Below are 26645 nucleotides of genomic sequence, written 5' to 3' on the forward strand. Positions count from 1 at the left end.
ATCGATGAGTATACCAGGATAAGATTTTTATACGGATATGAGGAGCAAAGCACCTGTTCTTCAGCAGACTTTGTAAAAAGGCTGGTGAAATGGTACAAACGCAGAGGAATAACAGTGAAATGTATTCAGACCGACAATGGATTTGAATTTACTAACCGCTTTTCGCCAAGCAAAAGAGACAAGAAAACGCTGTTTGAGAATACGCTCTCACAACTTGGCATTGAACACAAACTCATTCGTCCATATACGCCCAGGCACAATGGCAAAGTAGAGCGCAGTCACCGAGAAGATCACAACAAATTCTATTCGTGCCATAGGTTTTATTCCTGCGACGACTTAAACGTGCAGCTAGCTGCACGTTTAAGTCGAACAAACAACCGTCCTATGCGTCCCCTCAAATGGTTTTCGCCTATCGAATTTCTTAATAATAGTGTCCAATATGATTGACAAACCTACAATATGTGTCTCTCACACGCAAAAACGGACGATCACTGACCGTCCGTTTTAATGCACTGATATTTTATCTATTGCTATTTCCTGTTTTTATGTCTTTCCAATTTACTTGCGTACATTATCTTATCCGCCTGTGTAAACATATCTTCAAGCTCGTGGACATCTGTTATATGTTTACAAATACCGCCTATACTAACGCTGACCTCAAACTCGTTACCTGCAAACTTGTTATATACCCTAAGCCGGTCATTGACCCTTGCAGAAAATCGTTCAGGATAGTTGTCGTTATAGTCGTTACAGCCTATCACCACAAACTCATCACCGCCTATCCTTGCGCATATCTCGTTATTTTTTGTCGATGCCAAAACTGCGTCTGCGATCGCTTTTATTGCAATATCACCGCTGTTATGGCCAAAATTATCATTTATCTTTTTAAGACAGTCCAGATCGCAGACAGCGATAAAAGCCTTATTTTTCGGATTTGACATTCTGTCAATAACAAACTGGATATTTTTCTCAATGCCTATTCTCGAATAAACACCTGTCATAGCGTCACGGACTGCAAGATTAGCTATGGAGTTTCGTATCCGCATTGATTCCAGAGCATTGCTTACATGATTTGTCCAATTACGATAAGTGATATCTATCGATTTTATTTCGTCACCGTAAGACAATACAGCATAGCCATAGCACCGATCTATAAAATGTACCGGGGTGATAAAGAATGCACAAGGGCTTTCTCGTTCTTCTTCCAGATCAGGAAATATCTCTTTGAGTTCAAAAGGATCATGAAGAGTTCTGCTTTTGCCGTCAACGTTTCTTATATAAAGCACCATATTTTCTGTATATTCCTTTGGAACAGTGGAGATCTCACCGACTATCTCATGCTCTCCAAGGCAATCCTCATTAAGACAGAGATAATACCTCTTATGACCAATGATAAGATAGAGAAAATATTGTATCCTGGCCATCAGATCATCGGGATCTTTAGAGCAAGCCATTATATCGGTCATACTGCTGTCCAAAAAGTCATGATAATTCATCTTGTTCTGAGATGATAAAAGATCACGCTTTGTATAGCTATAATCCTCATGACAGCCGCAGGAAGCACCTATCTCCACCTTTCCGCCGTCCTCTATAAGGTCCTGCGGTTCAACGCCTTTGATCCTTGCCTCTATGGTCATTACTGCGTTCACGCCAGTTTCAAAGATCGGCGGTGAGCACGAGGTTATAGCTGGCACGCAATGGATAGCCTCGTCTATTGCGTCATAACCTGCAACTATCATATCCTCAGGCACGCTCAAACCGTTTTTCTGATATTCATGTACAACGCCTATAGCCATATAATCTCCACAGCAAACGATAGCGTCAGGCTTTTTACGTCTGCCATAGATGATATTATTTGCCACCTCTGCCGCTTTATCATACCAGAAGCCTCCGTCAAAGCAGACAAAGTCCAGATCATACTCTATGCCATGCTTTTCAAGGGCACGCTTATATCCCGCAAGCCGTTCACGAGTGGTGGCAGTCTCCAGCGGACCGCTCAAAAAAAGTATCTTCCTGCATCCATGGACCTCGATAAGGTGTTCTGTCAATTGCATAAAGGGTATTTCGTCACGGGTATAAATACTTTCATAGTCCTTATAGCTTCCATCTATAAAAACCACAGGAACATGACATTTCTCATCTATATCCCTGCATATTTTGTCAAAAAGCCCAGGCATTTTTAATGTATCTGCCAAAACGATAACGCCATCGAGCTTATCATAATTTATAACGTCATATATCTGCATTTCTCCAACAGACACTGCTTTTAAGAATGACTCTTTGACAAAGCTTGTGAAGATAAGCACATCATAGTCAAGCTGAAAAGCCTTTGTCATTACGCCTCTCAGCAATCTTTCCTGATAATAGCTTTCTGCCTCAGACAATATCACTCCAATGCGTTTTCTTCCCAAAATGTCTCACCTTCTCTATAATGTTGCATTTAGACGCACTGCACCCTACAATCATTTAAACATTATACCACATTTGCCTCGAGTTGTCAAAGGCATTTTGTGAATTTTCGTAAACCTTTTAACGACTTTTTTATTTTTGTGGTAAAATTATTAAGCTTTTTTCAATATTACCAATACATATATTTGATTAAATTTGTTATAAATCAACTAAATGATTTGCTTAATCGTTTTCGAGATTGCGTAAATTTTCGGTAACATGTTCATATAGAAAATATAATGAAAACTTTTCAGAATATTGTTAATAAAGCATCGCAGAGAAAACTTTTTTTACACAGTACTTCTGAATAAGAAAAGAACAAAAAAAGTTTCAAAAATGTCTTGACAAGTAAAAGATCATATGGTATAATATTAAAGTCGCTTAGATAGTGTGACACATATAAAAAAATGATAAACTGGAGAAGTCGCCTAGCCCGGTTTATGGCGCACGACTGGAACTCGTGTATGGGTTAATAGCTCATCGAGGGTTCGAATCCCTCCTTCTCCGCCAAAAAGTCTCGTAAACACGTTGTTTGCGAGACTTTTTATTTTCTAAAGATATGACACGCAAAAATACTTAATAAAGCAAAAAAATCGGACAGCCCGAAGACTGTCCGATTGAATGTTTTTGTGATTATTCTATGGTCGTGATGTCGCTTCCGAACCAAGTTGTTGATATCTCAGCAAGCTTGCCGTCCTGCTTCATTTCGTGAAGGATCTCCTCGATCTTGTCGCAAAGTGCCTGATCACCAAGTCTGAAGCCGATAGCGTACTCCTCTGGGTCAAGGCCGTCAGGAAGCACCTTGTAATCCTTGCCTGATGTGGATATCTCGTAGTTTGCAACTACTGAGTCAAGGAACGCTGCGTCTACCATGTTAAGCTCCAACTGCTGGAGGGCTTCAACATTTGTTGCAAGCTCTGTTGTTGTCGCACCATTTGCTACAACGTCAGATGCAAGAAGTGTTTCCTGTGCTGTTGAGCCGTTCTGTACGGCAATGTTCTTGCCTGCAAGATCAGCCTGTGAAGCAACGTCGCTTGAGCCGTTTACAACGAACACCATTTCATTCTTCATGTAAGGCTCGCTCATGAGCATTACTTTCTTTCTCTCATCGCTGACAGAAAGGCCGTTCCAGATACAATCTATTGTGCCTGCATTAAGGTCCTGCTCCTTTGTATCCCAGTTTACAGAGTAAGTTTCAAGCTCTACACCAAGTCTTGAGCAAACTTCCTTTGCAACGTCGATATCAAAGCCTACGATGTTGTCGTTCTCGTCTGTGTAGCCCATTGGCTTGAATGTTGGGTCAAGACCAAGCACAAGCTTGCCTGAATCAAGAACTTTCTGAAGTGAGTTATCCTCGCCTGTTGCAGCGGCTGTGCTGTTTGTGCCTGCTGCTGATGAAGAATCAGATGAGCTTCCGCAGCCTACAGCCAAAAGCATCATGGCAGCAGCGGAAAGTGATGCGATAGTCTTAAAAATAGATCTTTTCATTATTAACTTCCTTTCGGGTATCGTCAAAATACCATTTCATACGTTTTAACACTTTAATATAATAACATATTATAACGTCACTGTCAATTATCATTATTGCCCAAACCTTTGCAGGCTGTGGGTGCTTTTTCATAGAAAATGACCGCAGATAGGCGAAAATCAGCACTTACCAAGCTTTTTCGCTCTTTCCATAAATCTTGCATACTTGCCTATTACCGCTTCTCCCTGTGTGATACCTGCATTTTTCAGTATCTCCAAAGGCTTTTCGGGATAGTCGGCTGTATATTCAAGTTCCAACTCATAGTCTGTCAAGCCGAGATATTCGCTTTTGTCAAGGCATATCTCAACATGGTCGAAATCGGTGCAGAGCTTGCGCTGAGTATGCAAAGAGCCTGCAAGGTCAGCGGCAGGGAAATCTCTCCCCACAAGCTGTGAAAGCTCCTGTGCGGTGAGCTTTTCAGGCAGGCTGTCAAGCTGTTGTTCATACTCTTTTTTCACATGAAGTGCACCGTTTTCGGAGATAGGTGCTTTAAGCTGCAAAAAATACCTATCCCCTATTTGTCTTACCCTGATACTTGTCATGCCCGTATCCTGCTGTGGAATATAATAAAAATTGGTCTGCTCGATTATTTTGCCCCACTGAAAAAGCTTTTCGGCGGTCTTGTACTGCTCCTGTGTGAGAGAAATTTTTATCTCACGCTCTATATTTTCGCTCATGATATCCTCCTGAATATATTATCATTTTACTATATTATAGCAGTATCATGCCCTAAAGTCAACTGGCGTAAAAGGTTGACAAATTCCCATAAAAATAGTAGAATTTAAATATATGATTTTAAGGAGAGTTTGAGATGTCAAGAATATTGACGCCACAGCAGAAGATAGAGCGGAGCATTGTGACTGATTTTCGCAGAGATATATGGAACAAGTTCGTTATGGGATATGAGCGTTACGATATGATAAAGCCAGGGGACAAAATAGCGGTGTGCATATCAGGCGGCAAGGACTCAATGCTTCTTGCTAAGTGTATGCAGCATTTGCAGAAATATCAGGGCATAGACATTGGGCTAGAATTTATTGTAATGAACCCCGGTTACAGTGATGCCAACAGACAGAGAATAATCGACAATGCGGCGCTTATGGGCATACCTATAAAGATGTTTGAAACAAAGGTCTTCGACATTGCATACAACACAAAACGCAACCCATGCTATCTTTGTGCAAGAATGAGGCGTGGCTGGCTTTACAAATTTGCGCAGGATCTTGGGTGCAACAAGATAGCTTTGGGACATCATTTTGATGATGTTATAGAAACCATACTCATGGGCATGGTATACGGCGGACAGATTCAGACTATGATGCCGAAGCTACACTCGAGGAACTACGCAGGCATGGAGCTTATCAGACCCCTGTACATGGTGAAAGAGGCGGACATTATCCGCTGGGTGGAGCAGAACGATCTGCATTTTATCCGCTGTGCCTGCCGTTTCACTGAGAGCTACGAGGGGTCAGAGAAAAAGGGTGAGGTATCAAAGCGGCAGGAAATGAAGGAGCTTATAGCGAAGTTCCGTGCCACCAATCCCAACATTGAAAACAACATTTTCAAGAGCGTTTATAACGTCAATCTGCGCACTGTGATACAATACGAATACAAGGGTAAGAAGTACAATTTTATGGACACATACGATGATTACGACCCAAGTGTTCAGGCAGATGACGATGATGATGAGGGAATAGAGTAAAAAAGTTGTGAAAAGGGCTTGACAAAGCGGCAGAGATAGTGTATAATATATTACTGTAATTGGTTTGCTGCTATGGCTCAGTAGGTAGAGCACGTCCTTGGTAAGGACGAGGTCACCGGTTCAAGCCCGGTTAGCAGCTCCAGCAGGGACGTGTCCCTGCACCCAAATCCGCTATCATTTATGGTAGCGGATTTTTTGTCGCCGCCCATGGGTATGATACCCTACACACAAAAAACACCGCCCGAACTCCTCGGACGGTGTTATATTTTTACCTCGTATTACAGATTTGTATACTCCATAAGGCTCTTATCCACCTCACGGGCAACATCTCTGCCCTCTCTGATAGCCCATACTACAAGTGACTGTCCTCTGCGCACGTCGCCTGCGGCAAAGACGTTCTTCACGTTTGTCTGATGTGTGCCGTCGGCTGTTGCGATATTCGTTCTGCCGTCTACCTCAACGCCAAAAGCCTTTGTGAGATAGCTTTCAGATCCCAGAAAGCCTGCCGCAATAAGAACAAGCTCGGTTTCTACCTTGTATTCGCTGCCCTCAACAGGCTTCATTATCGTTCTGCCTGACTTAGGGTCCTTCTCAGGGGAGAGCTTTACAAGCACTGCGCCCTTAAGATTGCCCTTTTTGTCTTTGAGAAACTCCTTGACAGTTGTCTGATAAACTCTCGGGTCATGACCGAACACACCGATAGCTTCCTCCTGACCGTAATCTGTCTTGCAGACCATTGGCCACTGTGGCCATGGGTTGTTCTCGGCTCTCGTGTCAGGAAGCTTTGGCATCATTTCAAGCTGCAAAACGCTCTTTGCGCCATGTCTTACGCTTGTACCAACGCAGTCATTTCCTGTATCTCCGCCACCTATTACCATGACGTTCTTGCCCTTTGCGGAAATGTGGTTTTTATCCGTAAGGCCGCCGTTCAGCAGCGCCTTAGTTGTGGATTTCAGAAAATCCACTGCAAAATAGATACCCTTTGCATCTCTGCCCTCGGCTTTGATATCTCTAGGGTTTGAAGCACCACAACAAAGTATTACTCTGTCGAAGTCCTTGAGAAGCTCAGCCGCTGTGATATCCTTGCCCACATTAACGTCTGTGCGGAACTCGATGCCCTCTTCTTTCATTATGTTTATCTTGCGCTCGATTATCTGCTTTTCAAGCTTCATGTTCGGTATGCCGTACATAAGCAGACCGCCCACTCTGTCCTCACGCTCGAAAACTGTTACACTGTGACCTCTCTGATTGAGCTGGTCAGCGGCAGCAAGACCTGACGGGCCTGAGCCTATAACAGCGATAGTCTTTCCTGTTCTTACCTTTGGCACTCTTGCTGAAGCATATCCGCAGGCATAAGCATTTTCGATAATGCCGTATTCGTTAGCCTTTGTGGTAACAGCGTCGCCATTAGCTCCGCAGGTGCAGGCTTTTTCGCAAAGTGCAGGACAAACTCTTGATGTGAACTCAGGAAAATTGTTCGTCATATGAAGTCTGTAATATGCCTGCTCCCAGTTGCCCTTGTATATAAGGTCGTTCCATTCAGGGATAAGATTGTTAAGCGGACAGCCTGAAAATGCGTTGCCTATCTTCATTCCTGCCTGACAGAACGGCACACCGCAGTCCATACATCTTGCTCCCTGCTTCTGCTGCTCCTCCTTTGAAAGAGGAGTGTGAAATTCATTAAAATTCTTTATACGTTCCTCAACGGAGAACGCTGCTGCGTCCTCACGCTTATAGTCCATAAAACCAGTTGGCTTTCCCATATCTCAACTATACTTGCTTTCACGGCAAGTATATCCTCCTTTCGTTTTTAAAAGTACAATATCTCATGTGCGCAGGCTTACTGCTTGCCGTTGATGATCTGATAGAATGCTTCTATCTGCGCCTGATCACTACTCATACCCTTTTCTTCCATTGAAGCTATAGCAGACATCATCTTCTTGTAATCGTGAGGGATTATCTTCTTGAACTTAGGCAGATATTCCTCAAAGTTATCAAGAATACGCTTGCCCTTTTCAGAGCCTGTTGCGTCAACGTGCTGCTGGATAAGGTCTTTGAGCTGAATTATATCGTACTTCTCCTTGACCTCAGAGAAAAGTACCATTTCCTTGTTGAGTCTTGTGTAAAGGTGTCTGTCCTCGTCAAGAACGTAAGCTACACCGCCCGACATACCTGCCGCAAAGTTTTTGCCCGTCTTGCCGATAACTACCACACAGCCGCCTGTCATATACTCACAGCCGTGGTCGCCAACGCCCTCGACAACTGCCACTGCGCCTGAGTTTCTTACGCAGAAACGCTCGCCTGCAACACCGTCGATGAACGCCTTACCGCTTGTTGCGCCGTAAAGTGCAACGTTACCGATAATGATATTGTCCTCGGCTTTGAAAGTGGAATCCTTTGGAGGATAAACAACGAGCTTACCGCCTGAAAGTCCCTTGCCGAAATAATCGTTAGAGTCGCCCACAAGCTCGAGGGTCAAGCCGTTCGGGATAAATGCGCCGAAGCTCTGTCCGCCTGAGCCGTTGCAGACTATCTTGTATGTATCGTCAGCAAGTGTGTTATAATACTTTCTTGTTATCTCTGAGCCGAAGATAGTACCGAATGAACGGTCTGTGTTCTTGACATTTACTGTGATAGACTTCTTCTCACCACTCTTAAGATTTTTCTCGAACTCCTTCATGAGTACCTTTTCATCAAGAGTGTTTTCAAGCTTGAAGTCATACTTGGATTTCTTGTTGTATTCTACCTTTTCTGAAACGTAATCAGAGTTGATGATATTAGAAAGGTCAACTTGTGCCGCAGTGCCTGTGATACCAGCCTTTGGCTTGATAAGGTCAATTCTTCCCACAAGCTCGTCAACTGTTCTTACGCCAAGCTTTGACATATATTCTCTAAGCTCGGAAGCCACGAATATCATAAAGTTCATTACATATTCAGGCTTGCCAGGGAACTTCTTTCTAAGCTCTGGGTTCTGTGTTGCAACACCAAATGGGCAAGTATCAAGATTACATACTCTCATCATTGCACAGCCGAGTGTTATCAGCGGAGCTGTTGCAAAGCCGAACTCCTCTGCGCCAAGGATCGCTGCGATAACAACATCACGGCCTGTCATGAGCTTGCCGTCTGTTTCGATAACGACCTTGTTTCTAAGACCGTTCTTGATAAGGGTCTGATGTGCTTCTGCAAGTCCAAGCTCCCATGGAAGTCCTGCATTGTAGATAGAGTTTCTCGGAGCCGCACCTGTACCGCCGTCATAGCCTGAGATAAGGATAACACCTGCGCCTGCCTTTGCAACGCCTGCCGCAACTGTACCAACACCGCACTCAGAAACGAGCTTTACAGAAATTCTTGCGTTCTTGTTTGCGTTTTTCAGGTCATAGATAAGCTGAGCCAAGTCCTCGATAGAGTAGATATCGTGGTGTGGCGGAGGTGAGATAAGTGACACGCCAGGTGTGGAGTGTCTTGTTTTAGCTATCCATGGATAAACCTTTTTGCCAGGGAGATGACCGCCCTCGCCAGGCTTTGCGCCCTGTGCCATTTTTATCTGTATCTCATCAGCAGATGTGAGGTATCTTGAAGTTACACCGAAACGTCCCGAAGCCACCTGCTTGATAGCTGAACATCTGTCCTCAGAAGTACCCTTTGTGAGAAGTCTGTCAAGGCTCTCACCGCCCTCGCCTGAGTTTGACTTGCCGTGAAGTCTGTTCATTGCGATAGCAAGTGCTTCGTGAGCTTCCTGCGAGATAGAGCCGTATGACATAGCACCCGTCTTAAATCTTCTTACAATAGAGTCAACGCTCTCAACTTCCTCCAGCGGAACAGGATTTTCAGCAAAGTTGAAATCCATAAGACCTCTGATGTTCACAGGGTCCATTTCCTCAGAGATAAGCTTTGAATACTTCTTGTATGTTTCATAGTCGCCAGTCCTTGCAGCCTGCTGGAGCAGATAGATAGACTGAGGATTGTAGAGATGCTCCTCCTTGCCGCTTCTGAACTTGTGGCTTCCTCTTGATTCAAGCTCTGTGTCTGTGCCAAGTCCAAGAGGGTCAAAGGCTGATGTATGAAGTCTGTCAACGTTCTTTTCAATATCAGAGATAGTGATACCGCCTATTCTGCTGACAGTACCTGTGAAATACTTGTTTATAACGTCCTGACCGATACCGATAGCCTCGAATATCTGTGAGCCTTGATATGACTGTATAGTAGAGATACCCATTTTTGAAGCTATCTTTACGATACCATGGAGAACAGCCGCATTATAATCGTCAACAGCGGCATAGTAATCCTTGTCGAGAAGGTCGTCAGCAATAAGCTCGTGGATAGTTTCCTGAGCAAGATAAGGGTTGATAGCGGAAGCGCCATAGCCGAGCAGTGTTGCAAAGTGATGAACTTCTCTAGGCTCGCCGCTTTCGAGGATAATAGCAAGAGATGTTCTCTTCTTTGTAACAACAAGGTGCTGATGAAGCGCTGATACTGCAAGCAGTGACGGGATAGCAAGGTGGTTCTCGTCAACTCCCCTGTCTGAAAGGATAAGGATATTTGCGCCCTCGCTGAACGCCTTGTCTGCTTCTATATAAAGTCTGTTTATAGCCTTTTCAAGTCTTGTGTTCTTATAATAAAGTATAGGGATAACAGCTACCTTAAAGCCAGGAATGTGCATATTCTTTATTTTAAGGATATCTGTTGAGGTAAGAATAGGGTCGTGTATCTTCATTACCTTGCAGTTTTCAGGCTTTTCTTCAAGAATGTTGCCGTCCTCGCCAATATAGACAGTTGTGGAGGTAACTATTTCCTCTCTGATAGCGTCTATAGGCGGATTTGTTACCTGTGCAAAGAGCTGTTTGAAGTAGTTGAACAGTGGCTGAGGCTCTTTTGAAAGCACCGCAAGCGGGCTGTCTGTACCCATAGCGGCAATAGACTCAGAGCCGTTCTTTGCCATTGGCAGGATAGATGTCATAACGTCCTCATAGGTATAGCCAAAAGCTTTCTGAAGTCTTTGTCTTTCCTCGTAGCCGTGTTCCTCTACCTTGATGTTTGGTATCTTAAGGTCTTTAAGTCTGACAAGGTTGCTGTCAAGCCACTCGCCGTAAGGCTGCTTTGAAGCATAGTATTCCTTAAGCTCGTCATCGTCGATAACTCTGCCCTGAACAGTATCAACAAGAAGCATTTTGCCTGGGCGAAGTCGTTCCTTTTCAACGATATTGTCTGACGGGATAGGAAGTGCGCCAACCTCAGATGAAAGGATAAGATTGCCGTCCTTTGTGATATAATATCTTGACGGACGCAGACCGTTTCTGTCAAGGACTGCACCCATGATATCTCCGTCAGAGAAAAGGATAGAAGCAGGGCCGTCCCATGGCTCCATCATAGTTGCGTAATACTGATAGAAGTCTTTCTTAGCCTGACTCATCGTGCCGTTGTTATCCCATGGCTCAGGGATCGTTATCATGACAGCCAGTGGCAGATCCATTCCACTCATGACCAAAAACTCAAGTGTGTTGTCGAGCATTGCAGAGTCAGAGCCTTCTGTGTTTACAACAGGTGTGACCTTATCAAGGTCGCCCTTCAAATGCTCAGACTTCATCGTTTCCTCACGAGCGAGCATTTTATCAGCATTGCCTCTGATAGTGTTTATCTCACCGTTGTGAACGATCATTCTGTTAGGATGCGCCCTCTGCCAGCTTGGATTTGTGTTGGTAGAAAATCTTGAATGTACCATAGCGATAGCAGACTCGTAGTCCTTATCCTGAAGGTCAGGGAAGAACTTTCTGAGATCCTGCACAAGGAACATTCCTTTATATACTATAGTTCTGCTTGAAAGCGATACAACGTAGGTGTCCTCATTCGACTGCTCGAACACACGTCTTGCAACATATAGCTTGCGGTCAAAGTCAAGACCCTTTTTAACGCCCTTTGGACGCTTGATGAAGCACTGCATTATGGCAGGCATACACTCAGCAGCTCTCTTGCCAAGCACCTCAGGCTTTGCAGGAACGGCTCTCCAGCCAAGGATCTCCAGACCCTCTTTTTCGGCGATTATCTCAAACATTTTCTTTGCCTGATTTCTCGCAAGCTCGTTCTGTGGGAAGAAGAACATACCAACGGCATAGTCTCTCTCCTCGCCAAGCGTGATTCCAAGCTCAGCGGCGGCGATCTTCTTGAAGAATTTATGTGAGATCTGAAGCAGGATACCTACTCCGTCACCTGTTTTGCCCTCTGCGTCCTTACCAGCACGATGCTCAAGCGTTTCAACGATAGTCAGCGCATTTGCAACAGTATCGTGGCTCTTTTTGCCCTTAATGTTCACAACAGCACCTATTCCGCAGTTATCATGCTCGAATTTCGGTGAATACAGGCTTTTTACATTAGTCATATCCTCCATGCGTTCCATTTTTATCACCCTTTCCTGCCAAACTGTAAAAAAATTATAGCTTATCGTTCAGCAACGTATGTTATTTCACGGCTCATAGCCGATTTTTAGCTGTTTTTAACAAAAAAATTTGCAGGAAGAAATTAAAATCCTGCAATCCTGCATAAGCGCAAGTAAACCCAAAGCGTGGTTTTTCGCACAAATGCAAGAAAATAGCCTTTTGCCGTCTTTTTTGGCGGCTTAATCATTATAACACACATTACAGCAAAATGCAAGAGTGAATGATAAAACTTGCATAAAATCATTATTAATTTTTAGTTAATCGGTATACATATATAACTTATGATTTCATATTGCTTCCTAGGTAAACCTTGAAAACTAACGTAACAACGCTCTTTTCAGCTTATTTACAGCCATTTTCAGCGGAGAATCGTACTCTTTGTAAAAATGCTGATAATCCTTAGAATTGTTCCAGTCGCCACCCCATTTCCAGCCGTGACGCCTGAAAATGCAATAGCAAAGGTCTGTTCTGTCAATCTTGTGATCAAAAGCCTTGTCACGGTCTGCATACTCTGCAGCATTGGCAGGCATGACCTTATTCCCCACTATATAAGGATTTATAAGAGGGTTTATGTCTATCGCCCTACCGTAGCTGTGAGCTGAAATAGTATTGGTACCAGCCACCACCCTATAGTTGAAGGCAGAGGAATTGTTATCCGCCATTGACCTTTCATCATCAGCGTCATACTCGTCCACGAGCCTGATTTTTTCTATCTCATAACCGCCCTCGAAAAGTTCATAGAAGATATCCAGAACCTCCTGTGCAAGCTTCCTCGCCACGATAAACTCCCCCGACTGCACCTTATGCTCAAAGTCATAATATCTCACACGCAGATAGGCAAGGTCGCTCAGCTTCACATAGGGATTTTCCTTATAGGAAACGCCTTTGATACGCTCTATCACCTCGTTTGGAAGTTCCTCAGCCGTAAAGCCCTCTCTGTATAATATCTTTTCCATAAAAAACACTCCTTACAAAAAGCGGTCAAGGCATGATACCTTGACCGTCCTTATTATTTATCCGCAGACTTGTAGTACATAACAACAGGCGTACCGTAAGGCACGTTGTCATAAACATATTTGGCGTCATCATAGCTCATATTTATACAGCCGTGAGAGCCGTTGTATTTGTATATCTCACCGCCGAAATATCCGCCTCGCCACGTTGAATCGTGAAGACCTATTCCGCAGAGAGAAACGTTGTTCCAGAAGTTGCACTTTGTATCCCACTCGTCACCGTCGGCATTTGTGTCTTTCATACGCTTGTTGGTCTCCTTTGACCACAGCTTATAAACACCAGGGAGAGTTGTTCTCGCCTCAGATGTGGTCTGACCTGAAACTATATAGGTATCGAGCTTTTTCTTGCCCTTTTCATAATACCACAAGTGCTGATCGGTAAGGTCTATCTCAATATAAGTGTCGCCTATATCATCGTCCTTGCTTCTCGCAGACTCAACGCCTGTAAAGTCAAAATAACCGGTACTGTAATAGATAGGGTCTACCTTGTCAACGCTCTCGCCCTTTTCAAGCATATCCACAAGATCGTCACAAGTCTTTTCCTGATCTATCCACCAGCCGTATTTAGCATCAGAGCTTGTCGGCACGATTATGTCGCCCTGCAAAGTGGCGTGGAATTTTCTCTTAGTATTATATGTATCATACTTCTTTGCGAGCTTTTCAACATACTCCATGGCTTTTTTTCTATCCACAGTGTAGCTTCCGTCATCTTTGAGCTTTATCATCTTCATAAGCTCCTCGCCCGTGAGAGTTTCTGTGGTGTAGTCAAAATCGTATGTGACAGAAAGCTGGAAAACATCATTTCGTTTCTTGCAATCGTCCTCAAGGTCTGCGCTCTTCACCTCCGGAAGGGAATAACAACCTGTGTCCTTGTCAAGCTCAACGCTAAGCTCACCTGCCGCCACGCTTTGCGTAACATAAGCTTCAAGCTTTTTCATATCGGTTATCTTGTTTCCCTGCACCTCAGGGGTGATAACATAAGCCGTCTTATCCTCGTTAAGGCCAAGCTTTGCATCGGCAGTTTCAACATCGCCCCAGTTTGCTTTCTCCACAAGCTTCTGAAGCTTCTCAACATCAAATGTGATGTCCTCATTAAAGCTATAGATGGAGTTCTGTATAAATCCAGAGAACCATGTTTTTCTGTTCACGCTGTCATAGATCTTCTGAAGATCGTCCTTGCCGCTTAGTCTGTAATCAAAATCAGCCGTCTTGAAAACAACAGGCGTGCCGTCGATAGTTTTGACCGTAAGTTCATAAGGCATATCGTTCACCCCGAGCAGATCGCAAGCCTGTTCAAATGTCTTTCCGCCCACGTCAACGCCATTCACTGTTGTGCCGCTCAGAAATCTGTTGCTATAGTAAGCTCTTCCAATGAAATATCCTCCGCCCACAACTATCACGATAGCCGCTGCCGCAGTGCCGCAGATAATGCCGATATTGTTGCGTTTTTTCTTTCTTTTCTTATTCTTTGACGAACCTTTGACAGAGCTGTTTTTCTTCACTGATGTCGCAGGCTTTTTCGTTATCTTTGTGGAATTTTCCGTCATCAATTATCCTCCTGTACAAAATGACGTTCGGCATTTGCCGACAATGTATCAAGAATAATTATATCATGCTTTTTTCCTTTTGTCTATAGGATAGGCTGAAAAATTTGTCACAAAAAGAGTGCCGGATATTCTTATTTAATGTACAAATAAACGTACTGCAAACAAACTACACGCAAACACAGTAAAAAAATATCGGGCAGATAACTCCACCCGATACAATATCAGTCTTTTATATACTTGTTCTTGACCTCGCTGTAGGTCTTGCAGAAGCGGTCATGGGAGATATACGCTCCCCAGCTCATGTTATCGTCCACCTGAGGGTCCATAACATATACCTGACCGTTTATCGTTACCTCCACCCACATATGATAGCCGTAACCGCCTGCCGCCATAGCGGTCTTGCCGTCAACGGTCTTTGCGTCAAAGCCTATATAGTTGAGCATTGCGGCGTAAACGTAAGAATATTCTGTGCAAGTGCCGTAACCGTCCTCAAGAACAGCCTTGACAGGATTTGCCCAGCCGCCGTAATCGTAGACCGTGTTCTTTATAAGGTAGTCGTAACAAGCCACAGCCTTTTCGTAGTTTGTCATATCATCTGATATTATCTTATGGAGATATTTCAGAAGTATCTTTTCTTCCTTTGCGCTGAGCGTCGCCTTTGGATCAAGCACTGCAGAATTAAGTCGCTGTGCAGGGGTCTTGCCGTTGTCGACAACAGGCGCAGTGGTTGTAGTTGTAACAGGCTTTTTAGTTGTTGTCACCTTAGTGGTGGTGGTCTTTTTCTTGGTAGTAGTCACCGCAGGCGTTGTGGTCGTAACAGGGGCAGTTGTTGTCTTTGCAGTTGTAGTAGTTTTTGCAGTAGTAGTTTTCACTGTTGTAGTCTTTTTTGTAACCTTTGAGGCAACAGTATCGCTGTCAGTAGTGCTGACAGGGGCGGAAGTAACAGCAGAAACCTTTGTTTCAGACTTTGAAGCCTGCTGAGTTTTCTTTGTTACAAGGCTTACTGATATGCTAAGCTTTGTGTCAGCGGAAGTCACGCTCTGCACTGCGGTCACTGACGCTGGCTTCTGTGATATTACAGAGGTCGTTACGCTCTCTGATCTCAAAGCTGTTTCGGAAGCTGACTTTGTTGCCTTTGTTGTTTCGCTTTTTGCAGTTTTTACAGCCTTTACAGCCTCGGTCTGAGAATTTTTCGCAGTTTCCTTGACGGCTGATGTTGTAAGAACAGTTGTGATATCACCGATCTGCTCAGATGTTTTCTTGTCAGAAACAACAGAAATGACCTTTGCATTTTCAGGCGGCATGACCGCACATGGCTGGATAACGTTTTTATCAAGTGTCGCAAAAGTCACAGCAGATACTGTCACAACTCCGCAGGCAGAAAGCACAGCCACACATCGGGATATCCCCGACTTCAAATAACCCAATTCAGAACGCTCCTTTCAAATGTGATAAACTACACCATATTATAATGAATAAGGTTACAAAAGTCAAGGGGCATTGTAATCAAATTGTAATTTTCAAGCCGTTTTTTCGCTTGTTTATGAAGTTTATATGAACATCAAGTTACAACCATTGTACATTTTATATCCAAGGAACTACAATAAGGGTTCTATTTTTATCACTTTTAACAAATTTCGCAAAACTTTTATTAATAATACCGAAAAACGGACACCTGCGTTACAAAAACCCATATTTTCCACGATATTTTACATATCTATCCACAAAATCACCCACGCAAAAAAAGAACGCTGACACAAGCCAGCGTTCCCTTTTTGAAGTATATGAAGTATATATGGAGAAAAAAGTATATGTGTAAATTTCATCTTTTTGTCTTTCTCTTATCGTGTCTATATAATACTCCGCCAATGTGACAGTTTTATGATAACGCGCTGAAAACTAATACACAAAAAAATAAGTGCAAAAAAACGCCTGCCATATGACAGACGTTTTCTCTTAGTTTAAGTAAATTACTCAGCCTGAGGTGCTCCTACAGGGCAAGTACCTGCGCAAGAACCGCAGTCGATGCACTCGTCAGCGTTAATAGCACACTTACCGTCAGCCTCGGAGATAGCTCCTACTGGACATGCGTCCATGCAAGCGCCGCAGCCGATGCACTCATCACTAATCTTATAAGCCATTTTCACAGACCTCCTTGCATAAATTCTACAAGTATCATATCAAATACTATACTTATATAATAACACATTTTCTGAAAAAATCAAGAGGTTTTCGGCATTTCATAAAAATTTCACATAGATTTTAAGTGGTTTTTCGGTTAGTATTCACTAATCAGCTAGATGCTTGCCAATTCCTGCTGTGAGATAAGTGCAAATCCTGCTTCACTCAAAGCATCCAGAGCGGCTGTAACGTTCTCTACTCTAAGGATAAGATAAGCCGTGTTTTCCTTAGTGTTTATGAATGCAGAATACATATACTCAACGCTGATGTTGTCATTGTAGAGAGCTTTCATTGCTTCTGAAAGTCCGCCTGGGCGGTCATTTATCTCCACTGCAAGCACCTGAGTGGTGGTAACGGAAAAGCCCTCTGTTTTCAAGGCTGAAACTGCTTTTTCAAAATCGTCAACGATAAGTCTGAGAATACCGAAATCCTTTGTGTCAGCAAGGGACATTGCACGGATATTCACATCATTATCCCCAAGTATTTTTGTAACGGCAGACAATCTGCCAGGTCTATTTTCAATAAAAACCGAAAGCTGTTTTACTGTCATAAAATTACCCCCTGTCTTTTAGACAAGCTTTCTCTTGTCGATAACTCTTACTGCCTTGCCCTCAGAACGTGGAATGCTCTTTGGCTCAACAAGTCTTATCTTTGCCTTGATGCCAAGGATATTATGGATATCGTTGGATATCTTCTTTTCAAGATCCTCGATAGACTTGACAGTATCAGAGAACATATCGTCGTTAAGCTCGACTCTTATCTCGAAAGTATCAGAATTGTTCACCCTGTCAACGACTATCTGATAGTTAGGGCTTGCTTTTGATATCTTAAGAAGCACTGACTCTATCTGCGATGGGAACACGTTTACGCCCTTAATGATGAGCATATCGTCGCTTCTGCCCATTGGCTTGCACATTTTGACGAGAGTTCTGCCACATGAGCATTTCTCTCTTGTAAGAATACAAATATCTCTTGTTCTGTATCTCAGCAGAGGGAAAGCTTCCTTTGTGATACTTGTGAATACAAGCTCGCCCTTTGAGCCTTCAGGAAGCACCTCTCCCGTGTCAGGGTCGATTATCTCTGCGATAAAGTTGTCCTCATTGATGTGCATACCGGACTGTGCTTCGCACTCGAAAGCTACGCCAGGACCGCTTGTTTCTGTCAGACCATAGATATCGTAAGCCTTGATACCAAGAAGACTCTCTATCTCGTGACGCATTTCCTCCGTCCAAGGCTCAGCACCGAAGATACCAGCTTTGAGTGTAAGCTCCTCTGGCTTTATGCCCATTTCCTTTACAGTTTCACCTATATAAGCGGCATATGACGGAGTACAGCACAGGATAGTAGAACCGAGATCCTGCATGAACTGTATCTGTCTTTCTGTGTTTCCTGATGACATCGGCAGTGTCAGACAGCCTACCTTATGAGAGCCGCCGTTAAGACCTGCTCCGCCTGTAAAAAGTCCATAGCCATATGCAACGTGGCAAACGTCGTCTTTTGATCCGCCTGCGGCAACTATAGCTCTTGCACAGCAATTTTCCCAAAGGTCGATATCATGCTGAGTGTAGAAAGCCACAACTCTCTTGCCTGTGGTTCCGCTTGTTGAATGTATTCTCACGCACTCTGAAAGCGGCTTTGCAAGCAGACCGTAAGGATAAGCCTCACGCAGATCAGCCTTTGAAAGGAACGGCAGCTTGTGCAGGTCCTCAATGCCGTGGATATCATCAGGCGTTACGCCCTTTTCTTCCATAAGCTTCTTGTAGTATGGCACATTGTCCCAGACGTGCTTGACCTGCTTGACAAGTCTTTCGCTCTGGAGCTTTTTCATGTCCTCGTGCGCCATGCACTCGATCTCTTCGTTCCAATATTTTCCCATTGGAACACACCTCCTGTTAAAATGGTTTCGGTCATATTACTCGGGTATCAACTTTGCACAAGTATCATACGCCGTACATTTCTTCAAGCATCTTAATGCCTGTTTTCGTTTTGAACACCTTGTCACGGAAGCTTTTTATGCTCTCTTTGGAAAGGCTGTCCTCGAAAGCGTTCACAAGGAAATCTGCTTCCAAGAGTATCTGCCAGTCAAGCCCCTGGGCGCCCTCATAGGTGTGATGATGTGCGATAAGAAAGCACACCCTGTCTATGATATCCTCGTCAAAGTCAAGCTCTGTGAGCATTTTCCGTGCAGGCTCAGGGCCTAACTGTTCCTGAAGCTTTCCGCCGCAGTGACCCTTGCCGTATCTCTCCTCCGCAGGCTTTATGCCGATATCATGCACCGCTGACGCAACATCAAGACAATACATAGTGCGGATATCAAGTCCCTCTGCCCTGCCGATAACACGGGCAAAGGTATGTACCTTTATAAAGTGCTGTATACGTTTCGGGTCGCCAGCGAAAAACTCGGTCATTTTTATGATAAGACCGCTTATCTCGTCCATTATTTTACCTCTCTGCCGAGAGCGAACGCCTTCTTGTTCAGTTCAAGGAACTTTGCAGGAACGCACTGCTCAAGAGCCTTCTGCCATACGTCCTCGTCAAAAGCCATTTTAGTTGACACAACGCCCATGAGAACAACGTTTGAAGCCTTTGCAGTACCAGCCTGCTCCGCAAGTGCCAGTGCGTCAACAGCGATAACGTCAACGCCCTCTGCTTTAAGCTTGCCTATGATATCCTCAGGATAAACAGCCGCACCTGTGATAACAGGCATTGGGTCTATCTGCTGAGTTGAAGTGATGATATGTCCGCCCTTCTTGAGATATGAAACATATCTTGCGGCTTCAAGCTGTTCAAAGCTGATAATGATATCAGCTTCGCCTTTTTCAACTACCGGCGAGCATACCTCGCTGCCGTACTTAACGTATGTAACAACAGAGCCGCCACGCTGGCTCATTCCATGTACCTCGCTGACCTTGACATCAAAGCCCTGTGAGAGAAGCACGTTTCCTATTATTCTTGACGCAAGCAGTGAACCCTGTCCGCCTACACCCACTATCATAATTGATCTTGTTTTCATTATTTACACCTCGAAATATATGTTATCATTAGTCGCATATCGCACCCAGCTTACACATTTCCTTGCATATGCCGCAGCCTACGCACTGTGTATGGTCGATAACGCACTTGCCGTCATGGATAGATATAGCAGGACAGCCTATCTTCAAGCACTGCTTACAGCCAACGCACTTATCCTTGTTTACCTTGAGCGGTGGATTGTGCTTTACATATTTAAGAAGTGCGCATGGACGTCTTGAAATAATGACGCTTGGTTCTTCCTTGGCAAGCTCTTCCTTGATAACAGCCTCTGTTTCAGCCATGTGATATGGGTCAACAACTCTTACGCTCTTGATACCAAGTGAATGGCAGAGCATTTCAAGGTCAACGGCATAAGCGGGGTCGCCCTTAAGGTTTTTACCAGTTGTAGGGTTCTGCTGATGACCTGTCATACCTGTGATAGAGTTATCGAGAATGATAACAGTTGAATTTGTGGAGTTATATGCAACGTTCACAAGACCTGTCATACCGCTGTGCATGAATGTAGAGTCACCGATAACGGCAACAGACTTCTTCTCAGCCTCTGCACCTCTTGCCTTGTTAAATCCGTGAAGTCCGCTGATAGAAGCACCCATGCAGATAGTTGAATCCATAGCACAAAGCGGTGCTGTTGCGCCGAGAGTGTAACAGCCGATATCGCCTGATACCATAACGCCCAGCTTATGCAGGCAATAGAACAGACCTCTGTGAGGACATCCCGGACACATAACAGGAGGTCTTACAGGCACGTTATCCTCAAATGTGATATACTCATTCTTCTCGCCAAGTATCTTTTCGGCAACGATAGTCTGTGATATCTCACCCATAAGGCTGAAAAGCTCCTTGCCGATAACGTTCACACCGTTCTTCTTGCAGTGTGTTTCGATAACATCGTCAAGCTCCTCGATTACATAGACCTTTTCGCACTTTGCGGCAAAGTCCTTTATTATCTGAATTGGCATTGGGTTTACGATACCGAGTTTGAGATATGAAGCCTTGTCGCCCAAAGCTTCCTTTGCATACTGATATGAGATACCGCTTGTGATAACGCCTATCTTTGTATCGTTCATCTCTACCTTGTTGAGCGGTGAAGTTTCGGCATAATCAGCGATAGCCTTCATTCTTGCCTCAACAACAGGGTGACGGCGGATAGCGTTACCAGGCATCATAACATACTTCTGGATATTCTTTTCATATGGGATATTCTCCCTTTCCTCTCTCTCGCAAAGCTCAACGGCTGACTGAGAGTGAGAAACTCTGGTTGACAGTCTTACGATAACAGGAACATCGAACTTTTCAGAAAGCTCGAAAGCAGCCTTAGCAAACTCCTTGCACTCTCCTGAATCGGAAGGCTCTATCATCATTGTCTTAGAAGCGATAGCATGGTGACGTGAATCCTGCTCGTTCTGTGACGAGTGCATACCAGGGTCATCGGCGACAGCTATTACCATACCTGCCGTTACGCCTGTGTAGCCTGCTGTGTAAAGAGGGTCAGCGGCAACGTTAAGACCAACGTGCTTCATTCCGCAGAAGCTTCTTGCACCGCCTATAGAAGCGCCAAGAGCCACTTCCATTGCCACCTTTTCATTAGGCGCCCACTCAGCATATACCTCGTCATATTTTGCAACAGCTTCTGTTATCTCAGTTGACGGAGTACCAGGGTAAGATGATACAACCTTACAGCCTGCCTCATACAGACCTCTTGCAAACGCCTCGTTTCCAAGCATTAGTTTTTTCATACAATAAATCTTTCCTTTCACTGCACCGACCATTTTTCGTGGTCGGTAGAAATAAACAATAATTAAAATAGATACAAGTAATTATACCACAAATTTCACCAAAATGCAACAACTTTTTTGATTTAAAGCACCAATAGAGTGTTATAAAAAGTTTACTTACGGCAATTTTGTCAGTTTGCATAAAATATCAAAGGAGCTTCTGTGCAAAAATTTATGCCAGCTTACACGTTTTGAGCAACAAAAAATAAATCGCCGCCAGGCGATACCATAATTCCTCATTCCTCACTCTTAACACTCCTCATTCCTCATTCTTACCTCCTCACTTGTTTAAAAAATTGTACTTGAAAAAAGAGCATAAATGTTGTATAATAACAAGGTATACTTATATTTACGTTCGGAGGATATACATAATGAAAAAATACACACTTGACGAGGTCTACACAGCCGATATGACAGCGTTTCAGAGAGAAAGATATAACAGAGTTGCAGATGAATTTGAAAAGCTTTTCGGTGAAAAGCCAACTGCTTTTTTCTCAGCTCCAGGCAGAACTGAGGTAGGCGGCAACCACACCGACCACAACTTCGGCTGTGTTCTTGCGGCAGGCGTTTCACTCGACGTTATTGCCGCTGTCGCTCCTGACAACGAAGAGAACGTTATTACAATAAAGTCCGAGGGCTTCCCAATGGACACTGTGAACGTCGATGATGACACTATCTACGAGGAGCAGAAAAACACATCAGCGGCACTTATAAGAGGTATGTCCGCAGGCTTTAAGAAGAATGGTCACAATGCCGGGGGCTTCAAGGCTTATGCAACTTCAAACGTGCTCAAAGGCTCTGGACTTTCTTCATCTGCGGCTTATGAAGTGCTTATCGGCACTATCCTCAACGGTCTTTACAACGAGGGCGAGGTTTCTGCTGTGGAAATAGCTCAGATAGCTCAGTTTGCGGAAAATGTATATTTTGGCAAGCCGTCAGGTCTTATGGACCAAATGGCTTCATCAGTAGGCGGATTTATCACTATCGACTTTGCTGACGAAAAGCACCCTGTTATCGACTCTGTAAAGTTCGATTTCACAAAAAGCGGTCACGCACTGTGTATCGTTGACACAAAGGGCAACCATGCCGACCTCACCCCTGAGTATGCGGCTATCCCTGCGGAAATGAAGTCTGTTGCGGCTTTCTTCGGCAAAAAGGTGCTGAGAGAGATAACAAAGGAACAGCTTCTTGAAAACATCTGCGCCGTTAGAGAAAAGTGCAGTGACAGAGCTGTGCTTAGAGCGCTCCACTTCTTTGACGATAACGAGAGAGTTGGCAAGGAAGCTTCCGCACTTTCAGAGGGCAACTTTGACGCTTTCCTGAGCCTTATCAATGAATCAGGAGATTCATCATTCAAATATCTTCAGAACATCTATGCTTCTTCTGCCCCAAACGAGCAGGGTCTTTCACTTGCTCTGTATCTTGCAAAGCAGGCTCTTGGCGGTGAGGGCGCTTGCAGAGTACACGGCGGTGGCTTTGCAGGAACTATCCAAGCGTTCGTACCTGAAAAGAAGCTTGAAGCTTTCAAGGCTGAAATGGAGAGAGTATTCGGTGAAGGCTCATGCTATGTGCTGTCCATAAGACCTGTTGGCGGCGTGCAGATCGACCTTTAATATAGGAGTTGTCATGAAAAATCCATTTGCAGGCTTGAAGAAAAAGCAGGTGAAGTTGCAGTTTTCCACCTGCGGAGAAATAATGATAGACGGACTTCCCTTTGCTTTCGGAGTGGAGAGTGCAGGGAAAGCGTCAGACAAAGGGCTTTGCGTTTCGATATCCGGTGAAGCTGTCAATGACGGACGTGTTACCTTTTCAAACCTTGAATACTACGAAAACCATGGTGGAAAGATAACCCTTGTGAAGCATGGCTTTTCACTTGTCACCAAAAAGGACGGCAAAAAAATTTATCAGGCGAAGTTTACCAAAATACCTATCACCGAAAAGGACACCTCAGTGCTTTTCAGAAAGCTCACCGAGGAAGAGGTCGTTCAGCGGCTCAACTGCGAGATAGCTTTTAAGGTGACCCCTCATTTCAGCGGTGAGGACACACCCGAAGTCATGCTCACAGTTTATCCTTATGAAAATATGCTCACAGGGTCGGCTGTGCAGTGGCTAAAGGTCACGTCTGACAAGGACTATTTTCTGCACAAATATTCTAATAAATAACAGGAGAGTTTATCCCATATGAGAATGAGAAGAAAGAAAAATCTTGAGGCACGTCTTGAAGCCTGCGGAGATTATATTTTATATCTTGACCGTGACGAGAAGAATTTTCAGGACAAATCAAACAAACAGCTTATTGACTTTGAGAAGATATTCGGAAACAGCAATCCACTTGTGCTGGAGATAGGCTGTGGAAAGGGTCAGTTTGCAAGAGAGATAGCAAAGAGAAATCCTGACAAGAATTTCCTTGCAGTAGAAAAAAGCAGTAACGTTATAGTTGACGCCGCACAAATGGCTATAGACGAGGGCATACCGAACCTGAGATTTGCAAGGGGCGAGGCTGAATATCTGGATTGCTTTATCCCTGAAAAGTCAGTGGAGTGTATCTATCTTAACTTTAGCTGTCCGTATCCTAAAAATACATATGCACGTCATAGGCTCACATACCGAGCTTTTCTTGAAATATACAGACGTATTCTTGTGGACAAAGGCGAGATATACCAAAAGACCGACAATATGCACTTCTTTGAGTTCTCCTTGGAGGAGTTCTCTGCGGCAAATTACGGACTTAAAAACATTTCTCTCGACCTTCACAACAGCGGCTTCGAGGGCAATATCGTGACGGAATATGAAAAGAAATTCTCAGACATGGGTATGCCTATCTACAGATTGGAGGCGTTTGTAAAATAATGAGCGAGCAGATAAATCCAATTGTCAGCGAGAAAGATATGGGGGCTGACGGCAAGCTTCGCAAATGGTCAACAGGCAGAAAAGTCAAGTGGATAATTTGGATAGTCGTTATTCTTGCAGTAGCACTCGGCTTCTGGCATCAGCACTATATGCGCTCCGACAGCCAGATAAAAGCCGTTTTCAATGACAATAAGGCTAACTTTCAGACCACTGCGGAGTTTATGATAGAAAGCATTTCATGTGAAAAGCCGACACTGCCAAAGGGCAAATGCTCCATTAAATCGCTCACTGAAAACAATGCCTGCAAGTCTGTGAAGAAAGAGCTTGAGGAGCTGGAGCGCAGGAACGTTACATACATCGACAGCGACGGCTTGACAGTGAAATTCTATACCATTTATGATCATTACTATATTTACCGCTCACCCATAAGCTCATCAGGGGGCGAGGATAACCTCGGTGACGGGTGGTCTTATGTAAAAACAAGTAAAAGCTGATTTTTTATGGACGAAAAAATTATTTTTCGTCCATTTTTTATGCAATCAAACGGTCTTTACATTCGTGTTATAGATGAAAGGCTTTTCAAAACAACAAAGGAGGTGACAGCTTTGACAAGAGATATTGACTACATAGTTGACAAATTTTCAGACGATATCTACCGAGCGGCACTGGCAGTCACAGGCAGCGTTCACGAGTCGGAGGATATAGTCAGCGAGGTCATAATAAAATATTTCACAAGGCAGGGTGAGCTTTTCTTCAATGATGACGAGCATCTTAAAGCGTGGCTGCTGAGAACGGCGATAAATCTATCCAAAGACCTGCTAAGGTCGGCAGGCAGACGTCTGCGTGCAGAAAATGAGGTAAGTGCAAGCAGCGATTTTTCATCACCTGATATGCAGATAGATGTGCAAAACGCTATAAACAGGCTGGATAAAAAATACAGGATAGTGCTTTATCTTTTTTATTATCAAGGCTGCAAGACCGATGAGATAGCCGACATTTTGGGAACAAGCAAGGGCACGGTCACATCAAGGCTGAAAAGAGCAAGAGAAAAACTAAAGCTTTCACTTTCAGACTACGAAAAGGAGATGAGCGTATGAACGAAAGAGATATAAAACAATTTTTCGCAGGCGCAAGCCTTTCTGAGCAGAAAAAAACACAGCTCAAAGAAACGCTCAAAAAGCGTTTTCCACAACAAAACGGAGATATAAATACGGATACTTTCACACCACAAACCGAGCCGACACAGCCTGCCATAGTCGCAAGACACAAGGGTGCAAAGGTAGTTGCGGCAGCGGCGGCAGTGGCGCTTGTAATGTCAGGCGGAATTTACATGACAAGAAATATCCATGACTACGAGCCGAACGCAGGCACAGCTCCACCTGCAAACAGCAGTGTATCCGGCGATACAGGTACACTGCAGTTGTGTTCAGCAGACTTTATAAAGCTTGCAGACACAGTGCTTGAAAGCGCAAATTTTACGGTAGGAAATCTCGACATAATACAAAACAGCCCTGCATACTGCGATATTGTCTACAGCGGCAACTATGACGAAAATATCGAGGGCAAGGAACACAGCACAAGGTATTACGTTGACCTGCTGGAGAAAACCGACAGCGGACTTCCAAGCGTGGATTTTTTGACAGATGATAACAGCTATGAGCCAAATTCTTTGGTAATCGATATCCTGTCGGAGATAAAAACCCTTGATGAGGACGCTTTTAACAAGGCGGTGAATTGCAGAATAGAAGCCCATATTGAGAATAACAACTGCAAGATAACCATTTCAGACAGCGATAACAGCGTTTCTCTCAAATACGGAAGCGGCGAAAGCTTCACTGAAAATGCCAAAATTATAGCTCAAACCCTCAAAAATGACCTGCTGGATATCTATGACGAAAGCTCTATGAAAAACCCAGACAATGCCATTTTTAGCTACTCCCCTGCTGACTATAATTATTACAACGATATCATGAACAGCAACAATACAACAGAATGTGTAAAGTCAGACTATGCGCAAAATGGATATATCACAAACGAAAGTCTGAACCTCCTGACCCTGAATATCGTCAACGATTCGGACATACAGTTCAATATGGCGACAGATTATTTCACTGTGGATATGTTCACAAACAGATTT

At 44.0% G+C, this 26645-nt stretch carries 23 protein-coding genes and 2 tRNA genes; 10 read left to right on the plus strand and 15 right to left on the minus strand.

Features of this window, described 5'->3' with window-relative positions; translation table 11 throughout:
- Positions 1-447: integrase core domain-containing protein (locus WS40_RS07605; protein ID WP_325208374.1), on the plus strand; the 447-nt coding region annotated here is incomplete at its 5' end.
- Positions 448-530: 83 nt separating this feature from the next.
- Here WS40_RS07605 and WS40_RS07610 read toward each other — a convergent pair.
- Positions 531-2411, minus strand: a complete 1881-nt coding sequence (locus WS40_RS07610; protein ID WP_046441545.1) for a GGDEF domain-containing protein — start codon at positions 2409-2411, stop codon at positions 531-533.
- 454 nt (positions 2412-2865) lie between these two features.
- Here WS40_RS07610 and WS40_RS07615 point away from each other — a divergent pair.
- Positions 2866-2958 (plus strand) — tRNA-Ser (locus WS40_RS07615).
- Positions 2959-3081: 123 nt separating this feature from the next.
- Here the strand turns inward: WS40_RS07615 and WS40_RS07620 are convergent.
- The 3 genes from WS40_RS07620 to WS40_RS11535 are packed head-to-tail and all read right to left on the minus strand — an operon-like array spanning position 3082 to position 4653.
- A complete protein-coding gene (locus tag WS40_RS07620) occupies positions 3082-3936 on the minus strand; it encodes an amino acid ABC transporter substrate-binding protein (RefSeq protein WP_046441547.1) in 855 nt (284 codons plus the stop codon).
- Positions 3917-4069, minus strand: a complete 153-nt coding sequence (locus WS40_RS11530) for a hypothetical protein (protein WP_181979662.1) — start codon at positions 4067-4069, stop codon at positions 3917-3919. Before WS40_RS11530 ends, WS40_RS07620 begins: the two co-directional genes overlap by 20 nt.
- Positions 4070-4095: 26 nt before the next feature.
- Entirely contained in the window at positions 4096-4653 is a 558-nt protein-coding gene (locus WS40_RS11535) for a CYTH domain-containing protein (protein ID WP_117896738.1), read from the minus strand.
- A 134-nt stretch (positions 4654-4787) separates the two neighbouring features.
- On the opposite strand from WS40_RS11535, the gene WS40_RS07630 reads away from it, so the two are divergent.
- Together WS40_RS07630 and WS40_RS07635 are read left to right on the plus strand one after the other, a co-directional pair.
- Positions 4788-5678 carry a tRNA lysidine(34) synthetase gene (locus WS40_RS07630; RefSeq protein ID WP_046441549.1) on the plus strand — a complete coding sequence of 297 codons (891 nt, stop codon included), beginning with the start codon at positions 4788-4790 and terminating at the stop codon, positions 5676-5678.
- 66 nt (positions 5679-5744) lie between these two features.
- Positions 5745-5820: transfer RNA gene (locus tag WS40_RS07635), tRNA-Thr, on the plus strand.
- Between the two features lie 136 nt (positions 5821-5956).
- On the opposite strand, the gene WS40_RS07640 is transcribed toward WS40_RS07635, so the two are convergent.
- From WS40_RS07640 to iorA, 11 genes are all read right to left on the minus strand, one after another.
- On the minus strand, positions 5957-7441 hold the full coding sequence (locus WS40_RS07640; protein ID WP_046441551.1) for a glutamate synthase subunit beta: 1485 nt from the start codon (positions 7439-7441) through the stop codon (positions 5957-5959).
- A 77-nt stretch (positions 7442-7518) separates the two neighbouring features.
- Entirely contained in the window at positions 7519-12060 is a 4542-nt protein-coding gene (gltB, locus tag WS40_RS07645; protein WP_046441567.1) for a glutamate synthase large subunit, read from the minus strand.
- Positions 12061-12426: 366 nt separating this feature from the next.
- Complete coding sequence (locus WS40_RS07650; RefSeq protein ID WP_046441553.1) at positions 12427-13065, minus strand: M15 family metallopeptidase; 639 nt, start codon at positions 13063-13065, stop codon at positions 12427-12429.
- Between the two features lie 53 nt (positions 13066-13118).
- Positions 13119-14669, minus strand: a complete 1551-nt coding sequence (locus WS40_RS07655; RefSeq protein WP_325208483.1) for a L,D-transpeptidase family protein — start codon at positions 14667-14669, stop codon at positions 13119-13121.
- A 221-nt stretch (positions 14670-14890) separates the two neighbouring features.
- Positions 14891-16096: a transglutaminase domain-containing protein gene (locus WS40_RS07660; RefSeq protein WP_046441555.1), complete on the minus strand. Its 1206-nt coding sequence runs from the start codon at positions 16094-16096 to the stop codon at positions 14891-14893.
- Positions 16097-16639: 543 nt separating this feature from the next.
- Positions 16640-16810 carry a DUF362 domain-containing protein gene (locus WS40_RS07665; protein WP_022287477.1) on the minus strand — a complete coding sequence of 57 codons (171 nt, stop codon included), beginning with the start codon at positions 16808-16810 and terminating at the stop codon, positions 16640-16642.
- 155 nt (positions 16811-16965) lie between these two features.
- Positions 16966-17400: an ACT domain-containing protein gene (locus WS40_RS07670; protein ID WP_046441557.1), complete on the minus strand. Its 435-nt coding sequence runs from the start codon at positions 17398-17400 to the stop codon at positions 16966-16968.
- Between the two features lie 18 nt (positions 17401-17418).
- Complete coding sequence (locus tag WS40_RS07675) at positions 17419-18726, minus strand: phenylacetate--CoA ligase family protein (protein ID WP_046441559.1); 1308 nt, start codon at positions 18724-18726, stop codon at positions 17419-17421.
- 64 nt (positions 18727-18790) lie between these two features.
- The gene (locus WS40_RS07680; RefSeq protein ID WP_046441560.1) at positions 18791-19288 is read right to left on the minus strand and encodes an HD domain-containing protein; all 498 of its coding nucleotides are present in this window, start codon (positions 19286-19288) and stop codon (positions 18791-18793) included.
- Entirely contained in the window at positions 19288-19863 is a 576-nt protein-coding gene (locus tag WS40_RS07685; protein ID WP_046441561.1) for an indolepyruvate oxidoreductase subunit beta, read from the minus strand. The genes WS40_RS07680 and WS40_RS07685 overlap by 1 nt, the downstream gene beginning before the upstream one ends.
- A gap of 28 nt (positions 19864-19891) precedes the next feature.
- Positions 19892-21619 (minus strand): indolepyruvate ferredoxin oxidoreductase subunit alpha, encoded by a 1728-nt coding sequence (gene iorA, locus WS40_RS07690; RefSeq protein WP_046441562.1) that lies wholly within the window; start codon positions 21617-21619, stop codon positions 19892-19894.
- A gap of 407 nt (positions 21620-22026) precedes the next feature.
- Between iorA and WS40_RS07695 the strand changes: the two genes are divergently transcribed.
- The 6 genes from WS40_RS07695 to WS40_RS07720 all read left to right on the plus strand — a co-directional run.
- Positions 22027-23271: a galactokinase gene (locus WS40_RS07695; RefSeq protein WP_377075612.1), complete on the plus strand. Its 1245-nt coding sequence runs from the start codon at positions 22027-22029 to the stop codon at positions 23269-23271.
- A gap of 13 nt (positions 23272-23284) precedes the next feature.
- Positions 23285-23821 carry a hypothetical protein gene (locus WS40_RS07700; protein WP_022287484.1) on the plus strand — a complete coding sequence of 179 codons (537 nt, stop codon included), beginning with the start codon at positions 23285-23287 and terminating at the stop codon, positions 23819-23821.
- 18 nt (positions 23822-23839) lie between these two features.
- On the plus strand, positions 23840-24508 hold the full coding sequence (gene trmB / locus WS40_RS07705) for a tRNA (guanosine(46)-N7)-methyltransferase TrmB (protein ID WP_041337508.1): 669 nt from the start codon (positions 23840-23842) through the stop codon (positions 24506-24508).
- On the plus strand, positions 24508-25002 hold the full coding sequence (locus tag WS40_RS07710; RefSeq protein ID WP_046441564.1) for a hypothetical protein: 495 nt from the start codon (positions 24508-24510) through the stop codon (positions 25000-25002). Before trmB ends, WS40_RS07710 begins: the two co-directional genes overlap by 1 nt.
- Positions 25003-25113: 111 nt before the next feature.
- Complete coding sequence (locus tag WS40_RS07715) at positions 25114-25605, plus strand: RNA polymerase sigma factor (RefSeq protein ID WP_302342997.1); 492 nt, start codon at positions 25114-25116, stop codon at positions 25603-25605.
- On the plus strand, positions 25602-26645 hold a 1044-nt coding region (locus WS40_RS07720; protein WP_046441565.1), incomplete at its 3' end, for a hypothetical protein. The genes WS40_RS07715 and WS40_RS07720, both read left to right, overlap by 4 nt.

It is taken from the genome of Ruminococcus sp. N15.MGS-57, assembly GCF_000980385.1.
Lineage (GTDB): Bacteria > Bacillota > Clostridia > Oscillospirales > Ruminococcaceae > Hominimerdicola > Hominimerdicola aceti.

What these genes read in the sequence shown, in the direction of transcription:
- WS40_RS07670 (WP_046441557.1), bottom strand. Translation starts at nt 17,400, where the DNA reads ATGACAGTAAAACAGCTTTCGGTTTTTATTGAAAATAGACCTGGCAGA.
- WS40_RS07675 (WP_046441559.1), bottom strand. Translation starts at nt 18,726, where the DNA reads ATGGGAAAATATTGGAACGAAGAGATCGAGTGCATGGCGCACGAGGAC.
- iorA (WP_046441562.1), bottom strand. Translation starts at nt 21,619, where the DNA reads ATGAAAAAACTAATGCTTGGAAACGAGGCGTTTGCAAGAGGTCTGTAT.
- WS40_RS07650 (WP_046441553.1), bottom strand. Translation starts at nt 13,065, where the DNA reads ATGGAAAAGATATTATACAGAGAGGGCTTTACGGCTGAGGAACTTCCA.
- WS40_RS07640 (WP_046441551.1), bottom strand. Translation starts at nt 7,441, where the DNA reads ATGGGAAAGCCAACTGGTTTTATGGACTATAAGCGTGAGGACGCAGCA.
- WS40_RS11530 (WP_181979662.1), bottom strand. Translation starts at nt 4,069, where the DNA reads ATGAAAAAGCACCCACAGCCTGCAAAGGTTTGGGCAATAATGATAATT.
- gltB (WP_046441567.1), bottom strand. Translation starts at nt 12,060, where the DNA reads ATGGAGGATATGACTAATGTAAAAAGCCTGTATTCACCGAAATTCGAG.
- WS40_RS07685 (WP_046441561.1), bottom strand. Translation starts at nt 19,863, where the DNA reads ATGAAAACAAGATCAATTATGATAGTGGGTGTAGGCGGACAGGGTTCA.
- WS40_RS11535 (WP_117896738.1), bottom strand. Translation starts at nt 4,653, where the DNA reads ATGAGCGAAAATATAGAGCGTGAGATAAAAATTTCTCTCACACAGGAG.
- WS40_RS07630 (WP_046441549.1), top strand. Translation starts at nt 4,788, where the DNA reads ATGTCAAGAATATTGACGCCACAGCAGAAGATAGAGCGGAGCATTGTG.
- WS40_RS07710 (WP_046441564.1), top strand. Translation starts at nt 24,508, where the DNA reads ATGAGCGAGCAGATAAATCCAATTGTCAGCGAGAAAGATATGGGGGCT.
- WS40_RS07620 (WP_046441547.1), bottom strand. Translation starts at nt 3,936, where the DNA reads ATGAAAAGATCTATTTTTAAGACTATCGCATCACTTTCCGCTGCTGCC.
- WS40_RS07665 (WP_022287477.1), bottom strand. Translation starts at nt 16,810, where the DNA reads ATGGCTTATAAGATTAGTGATGAGTGCATCGGCTGCGGCGCTTGCATG.
- WS40_RS07680 (WP_046441560.1), bottom strand. Translation starts at nt 19,288, where the DNA reads ATGGACGAGATAAGCGGTCTTATCATAAAAATGACCGAGTTTTTCGCT.
- WS40_RS07655 (WP_325208483.1), bottom strand. Translation starts at nt 14,669, where the DNA reads ATGACGGAAAATTCCACAAAGATAACGAAAAAGCCTGCGACATCAGTG.
- WS40_RS07700 (WP_022287484.1), top strand. Translation starts at nt 23,285, where the DNA reads ATGAAAAATCCATTTGCAGGCTTGAAGAAAAAGCAGGTGAAGTTGCAG.
- trmB (WP_041337508.1), top strand. Translation starts at nt 23,840, where the DNA reads ATGAGAATGAGAAGAAAGAAAAATCTTGAGGCACGTCTTGAAGCCTGC.